The following is a 13,367-nucleotide window of genomic DNA, read 5'->3' as shown; positions in this document are numbered from 1 at the left end:
GACAGCGCCCTCGAACACGAGGGGCTTCAACGACGCACGGGCGGTGTAGAGCGCCGCCGTGTAGCCGGCGGGCCCCGAGCCGATGATGATCACGTTACGGACGTCGCTCACGGCTTGATTCCTCGTCTCTGGACTGCGTCGGTCGACCGGGGGAGCTCCTTTCGGAACTCTCACCCCGTCCAACGGATCCTAAGGGGCGCACATTCCCGCCGTGCCCGGGCACACGGGCACGGCCCGCCGCCGGCAGGGAGAAGCGGACACCGTACGGGATGCCACGCGGAAGGGAGACGAAGCGCCGGTCGTCAGGAGCGCGTGTAGGAATGCTTCAGCAGGACCTTCGCCATGGCAGCCGCGGACGGGTTGTCCACACAGGTCGCCTCGACGATGTACGCGGTCACACGGGTGTCGTCCGAGGCGTCGGGAAGCACGACGAGCATCGCTTCCTTTCCCTTGTACGTGCCTTTCTTGGTGGCGAGTGCGGCGTCGTTGCGACCGATGCCGTCACTGACGCACTTCGGCACCGCGGAATCCTTGAGGACCCTGGGCCTGACGGTGTCGGAATCCGGCTGCGATCCGAAGGTACGCGCGGTGGCGGAGCCCTTCATCTCTGCCTGGTTCTGTGCGAGGAGGTCGGTGACCTGCTTCTCCAGCTTTCCTTCGGAGAAGGTGTCCGAGGCGGTCGTCCGGGTTCCCTCGTCCTGGCCGGTGCCGTCGTTCATGGAGGACAGCACCACGGACCCGAGCCCCAGAGCAGCGACCGTGAAGACGGTCCCCAGGACGGCGATCCGGCGGCGCCCGCCACGCAGGCGGCTCTTGCGCCCCGGTCCGGTCGAGGTGGAGCGGGGGCGTCCAGCCGGTCGGTCCTGGGACGTCGATGTTTCACGTGAAACATGCGCAGGCTGGGTCTCGGAGGTCACGGGTTCCGCCGCCGTGGCGTGCAGCAGGGCCTCCGCGGCAAGTGCGGCGTCGATGCGGTGTGCGACCTCGGCAGGCATGTGGAGCGGATCCGGCACTGTGCCGAGCAGGCCCTGGATCTCCTCAAGTGAGGCATGGACGTCCGCGCAGAGCGCACACTCGTCCAGATGCCGGCGTACGGCGGCGCTCCGGGCAGCCGGGAGGAGCCCTTCGGACAGGTCGGAGATCTCCGTGACGTCCGGGTGCTCGGCCATGTCTGTCGTCGACGTCACGCTCGCCCACCTCCGCCCTTCACTGCAGCCGGGTCGTTCGATCCTGGGGCCGGCGGATCCGCCTGCTGCGGGCCCGCTGCGGGTGGGACGGGCGTCCCCTGCGTCCGGTTCCGCCCTTCACCCTGTTTCTTGCTCTCACCGGGGCCGTCCGGCCGTAGATGAGCGAGCAGGGGCAGAAGTCTGGCTCTGCCTCGTGCACAACGGCTCTTCACCGTGCCGGTGGGCACATCGAGGATGCGGGCGGCTTCGGCGACTGGATAGCCCTGCATGTCCACGAGGACGAGCGCGGCCCGCTGATCGGGCGGGAGGGTGCCCATGGCTTCGATGAGCTGGCGGTGCAGATCGTTGCGCTCCGCGGGCGCGGAGGCGGACTCGTGGGGTTCGAGCAACTGCTCCAGACGCTCCGTGTCGTCGACCGGCGCGGTCTTGCGGGAGGCCGTCTTGCGGGCGCGGTCCAGGCAGGCGTTCACCGTGATCCGGTGCAGCCACGTCGTGACGGCCGACTGGCCACGGAAGGTGTGGGCGGCCCGGTAGGCGGAGACGAGGGCGTCCTGGACGGCGTCGGCGGCCTCCTCACGGTCGCCGAGCGTCCGCAGCGCCACGGCCCAGAGCCGGTCACGATGCCGGCGCACGAGCTCACCGAAGGCGTCGGGATCGCCCTCCACATGGCGGGCGAGGAGGCCCTGATCACTGACGTCGCCGTAGATGCTGCCGTCTGCCATCGGGCCCCCTCCCCTTCGGCTCCGTGGGTTCTCAGCCCTTGAACGTCACTTCGGTGATGGCCTGCTTGTAGCCTGCGGTGCTGTAACCGTCGGAGGGAGCGTACGGCGCAGCGGTGATCCACACCAGGACGTACTGGGTCTTGAGTGACTTGGCTGCCTTGACCGTGAGTGATGTACCGCTGGTGGTCGCGGTTCCGATCTCCTTCATTCCCTCGATCCCTGTCGAGGGCGACAGAGAGTCGGTGGCGTAGAGGTGCACGGTCGTGTGATCACCGGCGTACCGGAGGCCCATCGACGCGGTCGACAGTTCCTGAGGTGAACCGAGGTCGTAGACGATGCCGACGCCGGGCTTGTACGGCGCGAGTATCGGGCCGTCGTTGTACTTCTTCGTGCGCCAGTAGGTGGAGTTGTCGCCGTCGTAGGTCTTGGCCACATCCTCCGGTGCCTGCGCTTCGCCCGTGACGACGTACTCCTGGGAGCCCTGAACGCTGATGGGCTTGGCCGGCTTGGGCTTGCCGGTGCTCTTGTCGCCGCCGTCGGTCGTCTGGGTCTGGTTGGTGTCGTCGGACTGCTTGTCCTGTTCCAGGAGCGCGTCCGCGAGCTGCCAGCTGCCCAGGCCCAGCGCGGCGATCAGCAGGGCCGAGACGGCCCACTTCAGCGCCTTGCCGGTGCGGCTCTGCAGCGGGGGAGGCGGGGGCGACGGCACCGGCTGGGTGACGCCGGGGTGCGGTGCCGGCCGGCCGTAGGTGCCCTGCTGGTAGGTGGTGCGCTGGTAGTCGGGCGGCGTCGTGAACGCGGGCTCCGGCGGGCGGATGCGGGGCATCTCGCCGATCGCCTTCACCAGCTCCTCGGGCGTGGTGCACGCCGACTCGTGGCGCGAGGCCGTGGCGCCGTCGTTGGCGAGCGCGCGCATGGCCAGCTCGGACAGCCCGCGGTGGACACCGGCGCGGACCTGGTCGGGCGGGATCAGCCCGATGTCCTTCGGCAGTCCCGACATGCCGTAGGCGTCGCTCTCGTACGGCCAGCGCTGGGTCAGCGCCGCGTAGAGCAGGGCGCCGATGGACTCGGTGTCGGTGCGCTGCGGGGTGTCGGAGCTGATGCCGCGCAGCGCGGCGTTGACCGCGAGGCCGCGGATGCGCCACTGGCCGGTCGAGGTGCGCAGGACGGCGTTGGGGTTCAGACGCAGGTGGGCGAGGCCCTCACGGTGGGCCGCGGCCATGGCGGCGGAGACCTGACTGACCATCTGGTAGGCGTCGTACACCTCCAGTGGGCCGGCCGCCAGGAGCGTCGTCAGTTCGGTGGCGTCGGGGAGCCACTCGTGCACGACGTAGACGACGTCGTTCTCCTCGACGGCGTCCAGGACCTGGACGAAGCGCGGGTCGCCCAGCAGGGCGGAGGACCGGGCCGCGGCAAGGACGGACCGGGCGCGCGCGTGATCTGCGGGCAGGATGTGCACGCCGACGGCGCGGCGGAGCTTCTCGTCCACGGCGCGCCAGCTGCTGAACCCGTCCAGACGGGTGACGCACTCCTCGAGACGGTAACGCTTGGCGAGCTTGTGACCGCTGTGCAGTTCGGGTGGCGAGATCTTCGCGGAACCGTCGGCCCCGGCGCTCTCCTGTGCCTCGTCGCTGTCCGTGTCCCGCTCCCGGTTCTGGGCCACCCCGTCGGCCGTGGACTGGTCCGCCTGTGCGGTCAGCGACTGCTCGCCGCTGTTGTCTGCCACGTCGACGGCAGCTGTGCTCCGTTCGGCCACCGTCGTTCCCTGCCTCCCCATCCCATGCGCGTCGGCCGGCGTCCGTCGCGCGCCGTTCGACGCCGAGACCAATTGTGCCCACAGTCCGCCGCTATGCACGACACACAGTGGCTGACGATGGTTGTGCGCCTACCCCTTGGCTCAGCGTCCAAGGCGTCCGCGCACCATACCGACCAGCGAGTTGACTTCCTCGATCCGCATCCGGCGGGCGGCCACGAAGAAGACTCCGAACAGTACGGCCCCACCGGCCAGCAGTGCCGCGAAGGAGCCCAGGACGTCCTGGCCGAGCGTCTGCACGATCCCGTAGCAGGCCGCACCGCTGAGCAGCGCGGCGGGAACGGAGGCGATGCACAGCCGTGCGTAGGTCCGCAGCACCCTGGAGCCGTCCAGGTCCCCGCCCAGTCGCTTGCGCAGCCGGCGCCAGGCGACGCCGACACCGATCACGTAGGCCAGACCGTACGAGGCGGCCATGCCGACCACGGCCCAGCGGGCCGGGAGTACGACGTAGCAGACGCCCGAGGCGATCGCGTTGCCCGCGGCCACGATGACCGTGTTGTAGAAGGGGGTTCGGGTGTCTTCGTACGCGTAGAAGGCCCGCAGGACGACGTACTGCACGGAGTAGGGGATCAGGCCGAGGCCGAAGGCCATCAGCATGTAGCCCATGTTGGTGGCCGCTTCGGTGCCCGAGGCACCGAACATCAGCGTGCACATCGGGATGCCGAGCGAGACGAAGCCGAAGGCGACCGGCACGATGGCGACGGCCGTGGTGCGCAGGCCCTGGGAGATGTCGTCCCGGACGGCACCCGCGTCGTCCTCGGCCGCCGAGCGTGAGATACGAGGCAGGAGAGCGGCCATCAAGGAGACGGTGATGATGGCCTGGGGCAGACCCCAGATCAGCTGGGCGTTGGAGTAGGCGCTGAAGCCCGTACCGTCGATGTTCGTGTCCTTGACCGACGCGGTGGCCAACTGGGTGACCACCAGCGCGCCCGCCTGGTTGGCAAGGACGAACAGGATGGTCCACTTGGCGAGCATGGCCGCCTTGCCGAGCCCGTGGCCCTTCCAGTCGAAGCGCAGACGGATACGGAATCCGGTCTCGCGCAGGTACGGAACCATTGCCAGGGCCTGGACCACGAGTCCGAGCAGGACGCCGACACCCAGCAGTCGCAGTCCCTCCGGCGGAATGTTCGTGACCTTCATCTGCGAGTCCGCGGCGGTGCCGTAGACCCAGATGAACGTGCCGAGCGTGACGATGATGACGATGTTGTTCAGGACCGGGGTCCACATCATCGCGCCGAACCGGCCGCGCGCGTTGAGGATCTGACCCATCACCACGTGAATGCCCATGAAGAAGATCGAGGGCAGGAAGTAGCGGGTGAAGGTGACGGCGACGTCGTTGGCCGCGGGGTCGTCGGCGACCGGGACCGACAGGGCGCGCACCAGGAGAGGGGCGGCCAGCCACGCGAGGGCGGTGAGTGCGGCCAGGGCGACCATCACGAGCGTCAGCAGACGGTTGGCGTAGGCCTCGCCCCCGTCCTCGTCGTCCTTCATCGCTCGTACGAGCTGGGGCACGAAGACGGAGTTGAGGCCACCGCCGACGGTCAGGATGTAGATCATCGTCGGTAGCTGGTACGCGATCTGGAAGGACTCGCCCAGCAGGGCGAGGCCGAGCGCCGAGACGATCATCGCGGACCGGACGAACCCCGTGAGGCGGGACACCATCGTGCCCGCCGCCATCACGGCGCTCGACTTCAGCAGTCCCCCGGCCCGGCCGCCCTTCTTCGGGGCGGGAGCGGAAGCCGGTTCAGGTACGGGAGCCTCCGCGGCGGGAGGCGGCGTGGCTCCCGCGTAGTGACCCGGTGTCGGGGTCGCCGGGCCCGGTACCGGTGCGGGGGCGTAGGGCTGCGGTCCGCTCACCGAAGGCTGGGCCGGGTGTCCATCAGTGTGTTGCCGGGGATACCCACCACCCTGCTGGTCGGGGAAGGCGCCGCTCTGCTGCTGGTCGCGGAAGAGATGGGCGAAGGCGTCCGGCTCGTGACGCTGGTCCCCGGCCTGGCCGACCAGGTCGTCCACGCCCACGAACTGCGTGGTGCGCGGGTCGTCGCCGTACGGCAGGTACTGCGTCGGTCCGTCCGGCTCCGGTGCGGGGGGCTGGGCCCACACCCGCGGGTCGGGGGCGTACGGGGACTGGGGCGGCTGCCCGTACAGCTGCTGCTGAGGGGGGTAGGTGCCGGGAGGAGGCGGCGGGTGCGCGGCGCGGTCGTAGAGCGCCTCGGCGACGGGATCCTGGGCGGTGAGGTCCTGCGCCCGGTAGGGATCCTGGGCGTAGGCGTCCTGGAGGTATGGGTCGGCGGGAGGCTGCGGCACCTGGCCGTGCCCGGGCGGCGGACCCTGCGGGGGGTCCGACTCGGGATGGCCCGAGTTGTCCGCGGCATGGCCGCGGTCACCGTCGTACGGCGCGTTCATGGTTACCCCACCTCATCGTCCCGGGCCCACCGGCCACGACATCCTCAACGGTCCACTCTCTCACCCGTGCCGGACGGGTCGGCGTTCTCCGGTGCGGTGTCCGGTACCGGGTCACCCGGCTGCTCCGGGGCGTCCGCCGGAGCGTCCGCACCGGGCTCCCGGGCGAGACGTTCCCCGGCCGCTTCCGGGTTCTGCGGGGCGTCGGCGTCCTCGTCCGCCTCGCGGGCCGCGGCCCGCTTGCGCTGGGTGTACATCCGGAAGCCGGCGAGGACGAGCAACAGCACGCCACCGCCGATGACCAGCATCACCGTGGCGGTGATCTCGGTGACCTTCACGTCGAACGTGACGGGTTCGCCGTACCTCTGGCCGTCCTGCGTGTACAGCTGGGCGACCACCGTCGCCCGTCCGTTGGCGTTGGCGGATGTGGTGAACTTCACCGACTGGCTGTGGCCCCCGGAGACCGTGACGGGCTGCTCCTCGTAGGCGTCCCCGTTGATTTCGAGACGGGTCGGGTTGGTCGAGGTGAGCCGCAGCACCAGGTGCTCGACGCCCTGCACCAGGTTGTTCTGGACCGTCACGGGGATGGTGGCACTGCGGCCGGAGAGTTTCGTCTCCGACTTGTCGATCAGCCTGACCTGGCCGATGAGCGTGTCGAGGTACGACTCGACGCCGCTCCGGTAGATCGCGGCCTCGGATTGCCGACCTCTCCACGACACGGACATCGACCGGTTCAGGGCACGTCCGAACGGGGTCACCACCCGGGACTGGTCGGAGAGGATCACCTTGAACTTGTCGAGCTTGGCCTGCGTCCTCTCGATCTGCTCGAACGCCGTACGCGGCAGCTCGTGCTTGCGCAACGAGGAGGGGTACGCGGAGGCCGAGGGGACCTTGGTGGTGGCGGAGGCGTCCGGTTCGGCCTCGGCGGCCGCCGTGAGGTCCTGCGGCTCGGACCAGGTTCCGTCCTGGAGGATCGTGAGCGCCTCGGCCATCGCCCGGGCCTGGCTCGCGGACGGCGTGCGCTGCGGCGCGACGACGACACTGCGCTGCTTCCCCGTCTGCAGGCCGAGGGTCAGGCTCTGGGCCAGGAACCGCTGCACAGCGAGCGTGGAGGTGGAGGCCTTGATCATGTCGCCCTGGAACGCCGTGGACAGCCGTGCGTCCGCGACGACGGCCGTGGTGCCGCCGCCGATGGGCCGGGAGGCGGAGGGCGTGTACGACAGGCCGCCGGTCTCCTTGAAGGTGTCGCTGCGGGCGATCACCTTGTCGGCTCCGGCGGATGTGGCGACCTTGACGATGGAGGGGTCGACGGCGCCGTTGACGGGCCAGGCGAAGTCCGTGACGGGTTTGACGTGGAGGATGGCCTCCACGGTCCCGGCGACGTCGGTGGCTTCCTTGAGGTGGCCCAGCGAGCCGGTGACGGACGTGCCGTTGTGCGCGAGGGAAGCCAGGTCGGGGTCGCCGAACGGCAGCACGACGACCTCTTCGTCCGTCACGGCCTGCTGCACCTCGGTGAGCCATCGCTTGGCGACCGACTGGTGGCTGCCGACGACGGTGTCGTCACCCTCGCCGGGGATCTCGTAACGTTCGGTCATCGCCTCGACGGACGCCAGCAGGTCCGGATCGATCACCCAGGTGACGTCGAGGTCCTTGCCCAGCGCCACCATCCGGTCCAGTCGGCCGCCCGGGGAGATCTCCTTGGCCAGGTCGTCGTCGTGGAAGACCGGCGTCTGCTGCTCGTCCGAACCCGTCTCCGCCGTCATGTGGACGGTGGAGATCAGCGGCCACATGAACGTCGTCTTCGTCTTCGTACCGGCTTCGTCGGGCTGCCACGGCAGGAACGTGTGCTGGACGCCGAGGGGCTGTTCCCACGGTTGGTCGGAGGTCTCCCCGGAGAGTGCGACGGCCAGCTGGTAGACGCCGTCCTGCCCGAGGTCCAGCTTGTCCACCGGCACCGAGATGGTGAAGGACTGCGAGACACCCGGAGTGAGCTCGGCGAACTCCTCGGAGTACTTGCCGCCGACCTCCGGGCCGATGGAGCTCTGCAGATCGGTGCTGTTCCTGGCGACGCTGTCGATTCCCGAGCGGGTGTTCAGCAAGGGACCCACATGCAGTCCCACGTGGGCGTCGGTGACGGTCTGCTTGCCCTTGTTGGTCACCGTTCCGGACACGGTGACGGTGTCGCCCTCGGTGGGGGCGCCAGGGGTGAGGGTGTCGACCGAGACGGAGACCGAGCCCGCACCGGAGGTGGCCTGTGACGCGTCCGACTCCGCGGCGTTCGCGGGGGGCGCGGCGGGCAGCTGGACGAGCCCCGCCAGCAGGGGCGCTCCGGCGAGCAGGGCTCCGGTACGCCGCAGCCAGCGGCGGGCAGGTGAGGGACTGGTTCCCTGGAAGTCTGCCGCCTCGGCCACGCGCTCGCCCGTCCCTCGTCTTCGTCAATGGTTGTCGGAATGTGCGTCCACGCATGGTAACGATGCGCGCCAGGAGGAAGTGCCGCGGACCGGTCCACAAGATCGGCAGGCATGGGCTTGTCCGTGTATCGACGGTGGTGTCCTTGTACACGTCATGGAGGAGCCCTCGGTGGTTCCGGCCACGTACCCTCTTCTGTTGTGCCGAACGCCAACGAAGAAACCAGTGCCCTGAGCCAGGCGCAGGACCGCGCCGTGAGTGAACTGCTGCGGGTCGCCCCTGTCGCCGACGACCTTGCCCGCCGCTTTCAGGAAGCCGGGTTCTCACTCGCCCTGGTGGGCGGCTCGGTGCGGGACGCGCTGCTGGGCCGCCTCGGCAACGATCTGGACTTCACGACCGACGCCCGCCCGCAGGACGTACTGAAGATCATGCGTCCCTGGGCGGACGCCGTCTGGGACGTCGGGATCGCCTTCGGCACGGTCGGTGCGCAGAAGGAAGCCCGCGTCGAGGACGCCGACCGGAGCTTCCAGATCGAGGTGACCACCTATCGTTCGGAAGCGTACGACCGCACCTCACGCAAGCCGGAGGTGTCGTACGGCGACTCGATCGAGGAAGACCTGGTCCGCCGTGACTTCACGGTGAACGCGATGGCCGTCGCGCTGCCGGAGAAGCGGTTCATCGATCCGTACGGCGGTCGCGTCGACCTGGCCGCGCGGGTGCTGCGCACCCCGGGCACGCCTGAGGAGTCCTTCTCGGACGATCCGCTGCGGATGATGCGGGCCGCCCGTTTCGCCGCCCAGCTCGACTTCGAGGTGGCACCCGAGGTCGTCACGGCGATGAAGGAGATGGCCGGGCGCATCGAGATCGTCTCCGCCGAGCGCGTACGGGACGAGCTGAACAAGCTGATCCTCTCCGCGTACCCGCGCAAGGGACTGTCCCTGCTCGTGGACACCGGGATCGCCGAGTACGTGCTGCCCGAGCTGCCGGCCCTGCACCTGGAGCGGGACGAGCACCACCGGCACAAGGACGTCTACGACCACACGCTGATCGTCCTGGAGCAGGCGATGGCCCTGGAGGAGGACGGTCCCGATCTGACCCTTCGCCTGGCGGCCCTGCTGCACGACATCGGCAAGCCGCGCACGCGGCGTTTCGAGAAGGACGGCCGCGTCTCGTTCCACCACCACGAAGTGGTCGGAGCGAAGATGACCAAGAAGCGCATGACGGCGCTCAAGTACTCCAACGAGCTGGTGAAGGACGTCTCGCGTCTCGTCGAACTCCATCTGCGCTTCCACGGTTACGGCATGGGAGAGTGGACGGACTCCGCCGTGCGTCGCTATGTCCGTGACGCCGGACCGCTTCTCGGTCGGCTCCACAAGCTGACCCGTTCGGACTGCACCACGCGCAACCGGCGCAAGGCCGCCGCGCTCTCCCGTGCGTACGACGGACTGGAAGCGCGCATCGCCCAGCTTCAGGAGCAGGAGGAGCTGGACGCCATTCGCCCGGACCTCGACGGCAACCAGATCATGGAGATCCTCGGCGTCAAGCCGGGTCCGGCCGTCGGCCAGGCGTACAAGCACCTTCTGGAGCTCCGGCTGGAGAACGGCCCGATGGGGCACGACGCGGCGGTGGCGGCGCTCAAGGAGTGGTGGGCCGGTCGGCAGGCCTGAGGATGTGCCACGGGGTGATGTTTCACGTGAAACATCACCCCGTGGGCATGCGTGAGGGGTGGCGTTTCACGTGAAACGCCACCCCTCGTCGTCTGTCCTACTTGTCCTTCAGGCAGAGGAGGAAGCTCTGGCTGCCGTTGGTCTCCGTGTACACGTACTCGAAGTCCTTGGCTGCCGCGTCGCACTTGCTCTGAGCCGTGAGGCCGGAGAAGTCGCCCTCGATCTTGGCGAGCACCGTGTACTGCGCCTTCGTGTCACCGCAGTCGACGACCTCGAGGTCCGGGTTGTTGTCGTTCGTGCTGCCCCGGTGCATGCAGTCGCCGACGGCGGCGGTGTTGGCGTCGTCCTGGCTGGTGATCCAGCCGCCGATGGCCACACCGGCGACGATCAGGACGATGACGATGTTCTTGATCGTCTTGAAGCTGAGCTTGCGACCCTGCTGTGGGGGAACCGGCGCACCCGGCGGGGGGAAACCGGGCTGGCCCGCCTGCTGGGAGAAGGGGGCCTGGCCCTGGGGCTGGCCGTAGGGCTGCTGCTGGCCCTGCGCGAACGGATTGCCCTGAGGCGGCGGAGTGGTCACGTGGGGGTCCCCCTAGAACATGAGTGCGTGGCGCGAAAGACGCGAACGCACGGGTGCGTGGCGCGAAAGACGCGTTGATAAGACGCACGTAAGCTACCGGCCCGCACTGACAACTCCGTGGCCCAATAAGGCTCTGTGGCGTTGATGTGACACTTACTGACGCTCAAAACGCGCCATACCCACAGCTACTGCCCCGTAGATAACGGCGATCGTTACCACCAGCGGGACCGATCGGCCGTCCGGCGGGAGCATCAGGGCGGCCACTCCCGCGGCGCCGACGAAGGCCACGTTGAACAGGACGTCGTACACGGAGAAGATCCGGCCACGGAAGTCGTCGTCGACACAGGCCTGGACGACGGTGTCCGTGGCGATCTTCGCGCCCTGGGTGGTCAGGCCCAGGACGAACGCCCCGGCCAGCAAGGGGCCGGAGGCGAAGGGCAGGCCGAGCGCCGGCTCCAGTACGGCCGCCGCCGCGGCGCACACCGCGATCCAGCGGCCGGGGCCGAGCCGTCCCGCGGCCCAGGGCGTGAGGACGGCAGCGGCGAAGAAACCGGCGCCGGACACGCCCAACGCCAGCCCCAGCAGGGCGAGTCCCTCGTCGGTGGTCGATGTCAGGGCGTACCGGCAGAGCATCAGCAGCATGACGAGCATCGCGCCGTAGCAGAACCGCATGAGCGACATCGCCGTGAGCGCCCAGGCGGCCTCCCTGCGCCGGGGCGCGGCGAGGTGCCGTACGCCCGCCATCAGGTCCCGAGCGGTCCCGGTGAGTGCCGTGGCCAGCCGGGGGTGTACCAACGCGCGGTCGGGACCGAGCAGTTCCTTCGCGATGCGGAGCGATGCCACGGCCGCGCACAGGTACAGCGCGGCGCCCACGAGCACCACGGCCGCGTCGGAGTCGGCGACGACCAGGCGGACGACGAAGGCGAGACCACCGCCCGCGGTCGCGGCGAGCGTTCCGGCGGTCGGGGAAAGGGAGTTGGCGACGACCAGTCGCTCGCTGTCCACCACGCGCGGCAGTGCGGCGGACAGCCCGGCGAGGACGAAGCGGTTGACGCCCGTGACGCACAGGGCGGCGACGAAGAGGAGCCAGTCGGGCACCCGGCCGAGGATCAGGAGGGCGGTCACCGAGGCCATCAGGGCGCGCAGCAGGTTGCCGTACAGGAAGACCTGACGGCGGCGCCAGCGGTCCAGGAGGACTCCCGCGAAGGGGCCGACCACGGAGTACGGGAGGAGCAGGACCGCCATCGCGGAGGCGATCGCCGTGGCCGACGTCTGCTTCTCGGGGGAGAAGACCACGTAGGCGGCGAGCGCGACCTGGAAGACGCCGTCGGCGCCCTGGGAGAGCAGCCGGACGGCCAGCAGGCGCCTGAAGCCCTGGAGACGCAGCAGGACGCGCAGGTCACGGACGACGGCCATGGGGCACAGCCTCACATACGGAGAGGGTCTCCGGGCCGTACGACCCGGAGACCCTCAACTGCCCACAAGGGGAGGTCTCAGCGCTCGACCTGGCCCTGGATGAACTTCTCGACGTTCTCGCGGGCCTCGTCGTCGAAGTACTGCACCGGCGGGGACTTCATGAAGTACGAGGACGCCGAGAGGATCGGGCCGCCGATGCCCCGGTCCTTGGCGATCTTCGCGGCGCGCAGGGCGTCGATGATGACGCCGGCGGAGTTCGGGGAGTCCCAGACCTCGAGCTTGTACTCCAGGTTCAGCGGGACGTCACCGAAGGCGCGGCCCTCGAGGCGGACGTAGGCCCACTTGCGGTCGTCCAGCCAGGCCACGTAGTCGGACGGGCCGATGTGGACGTTCTTCTCGCCGAGGTCCCGGTCGGGGATCTGCGAGGTGACGGCCTGCGTCTTGGAGATCTTCTTGGACTCGAGGCGGTCGCGCTCGAGCATGTTCTTGAAGTCCATGTTGCCGCCGACGTTCAGCTGCATCGTGCGGTCCAGGACGACACCGCGGTCCTCGAACAGCTTCGCCATGACGCGGTGCGTGATGGTGGCGCCGACCTGCGACTTGATGTCGTCACCGACGATCGGGACGCCCGCCTCGGTGAACTTGTCCGCCCACTCCTTGGTGCCGGCGATGAAGACCGGGAGGGCGTTGACGAAGGCGACCTTGGCGTCGATGGCGCACTGGGCGTAGAACTTCGCCGCGTCCTCGGAGCCGACAGGCAGGTAGCAGACGAGGACGTCGACCTGCTTGTCCTTGAGGACCTGGACGACGTCGACCGGGGCCTCGGCGGACTCCTCGATGGTCTCCCGGTAGTACTTGCCGAGACCGTCGAGGGTGTGGCCGCGCTGGACCTGGACGCCGCTGTTCGGCACGTCGCAGATCTTGATGGTGTTGTTCTCGGAGGCGCCGATGGCGTCCGCGAGGTCCAGGCCGACCTTCTTGGCGTCCACGTCGAAGGCGGCGACGAACTCGATGTCACGGACGTGGTAGTCGCCGAACTGGACATGCATCAGGCCCGGGACCTTGGACGCCGGATCGGCGTCCTTGTAGTACTCGACGCCCTGCACCAGCGATGCGGCGCAGTTGCCCACGCCGACGATGGCTACGCGAACCGAACCCATTCCGGTTGCTCCC

The 13,367-nt window shown here is 69.1% G+C and carries 10 protein-coding genes; 1 reads left to right on the top strand and 9 read right to left on the bottom strand.

Features of this window, described 5'->3' with window-relative positions; translation table 11 throughout:
- The 6 genes from ACH5AO_RS23450 to ACH5AO_RS23425 form a co-directional block, all read right to left on the bottom strand.
- A partial coding sequence (locus ACH5AO_RS23450; protein WP_396324356.1) for an FAD-dependent oxidoreductase occupies window positions 1-111 on the bottom strand: 111 nt, incomplete at its 3' end.
- 191 nt (window positions 112-302) lie between these two features.
- Window positions 303-1,187, bottom strand: coding sequence for an anti-sigma factor family protein (locus tag ACH5AO_RS23445; protein WP_398927628.1), 885 nt, complete (start codon window positions 1,185-1,187; stop codon window positions 303-305).
- Entirely contained in the window at window positions 1,184-1,909 is a 726-nt protein-coding gene (sigM, locus tag ACH5AO_RS23440; RefSeq protein WP_398927626.1) for an RNA polymerase sigma factor SigM, read from the bottom strand. The genes ACH5AO_RS23445 and sigM overlap by 4 nt, the downstream gene beginning before the upstream one ends.
- Window positions 1,910-1,940: 31 nt before the next feature.
- Window positions 1,941-3,662, bottom strand: a complete 1,722-nt coding sequence (locus ACH5AO_RS23435) for a protein kinase family protein (RefSeq protein WP_398927624.1) — start codon at window positions 3,660-3,662, stop codon at window positions 1,941-1,943.
- Between the two features lie 141 nt (window positions 3,663-3,803).
- Window positions 3,804-6,125 (bottom strand): murein biosynthesis integral membrane protein MurJ, encoded by a 2,322-nt coding sequence (gene murJ, locus ACH5AO_RS23430; RefSeq protein WP_398927622.1) that lies wholly within the window; start codon window positions 6,123-6,125, stop codon window positions 3,804-3,806.
- A 44-nt stretch (window positions 6,126-6,169) separates the two neighbouring features.
- Window positions 6,170-8,533 (bottom strand): DUF6049 family protein, encoded by a 2,364-nt coding sequence (locus ACH5AO_RS23425; protein WP_398927620.1) that lies wholly within the window; start codon window positions 8,531-8,533, stop codon window positions 6,170-6,172.
- Between the two features lie 198 nt (window positions 8,534-8,731).
- On the opposite strand from ACH5AO_RS23425, the gene ACH5AO_RS23420 reads away from it, so the two are divergent.
- The gene (locus tag ACH5AO_RS23420; RefSeq protein ID WP_398927618.1) at window positions 8,732-10,198 is read left to right on the top strand and encodes a CCA tRNA nucleotidyltransferase; all 1,467 of its coding nucleotides are present in this window, start codon (window positions 8,732-8,734) and stop codon (window positions 10,196-10,198) included.
- Window positions 10,199-10,295: 97 nt separating this feature from the next.
- Here ACH5AO_RS23420 and ACH5AO_RS23415 read toward each other — a convergent pair whose 3' ends face one another.
- The 3 genes from ACH5AO_RS23415 to ACH5AO_RS23405 form a co-directional block, all read right to left on the bottom strand.
- Entirely contained in the window at window positions 10,296-10,778 is a 483-nt protein-coding gene (locus tag ACH5AO_RS23415; RefSeq protein WP_398927615.1) for a hypothetical protein, read from the bottom strand.
- A 153-nt stretch (window positions 10,779-10,931) separates the two neighbouring features.
- Window positions 10,932-12,194 carry an MFS transporter gene (locus tag ACH5AO_RS23410; protein ID WP_398927613.1) on the bottom strand — a complete coding sequence of 421 codons (1,263 nt, stop codon included), beginning with the start codon at window positions 12,192-12,194 and terminating at the stop codon, window positions 10,932-10,934.
- Window positions 12,195-12,271: 77 nt separating this feature from the next.
- Window positions 12,272-13,354: an inositol-3-phosphate synthase gene (locus tag ACH5AO_RS23405; RefSeq protein ID WP_361750486.1), complete on the bottom strand. Its 1,083-nt coding sequence runs from the start codon at window positions 13,352-13,354 to the stop codon at window positions 12,272-12,274.
- Window positions 13,355-13,367 lie beyond the last annotated feature (13 nt).

This window comes from Streptomyces sp. NPDC018964, assembly GCF_044390325.1.
Lineage (GTDB): Bacteria > Actinomycetota > Actinomycetes > Streptomycetales > Streptomycetaceae > Streptomyces.
This window is presented reverse-complemented; position numbering and strand designations above follow the sequence as displayed.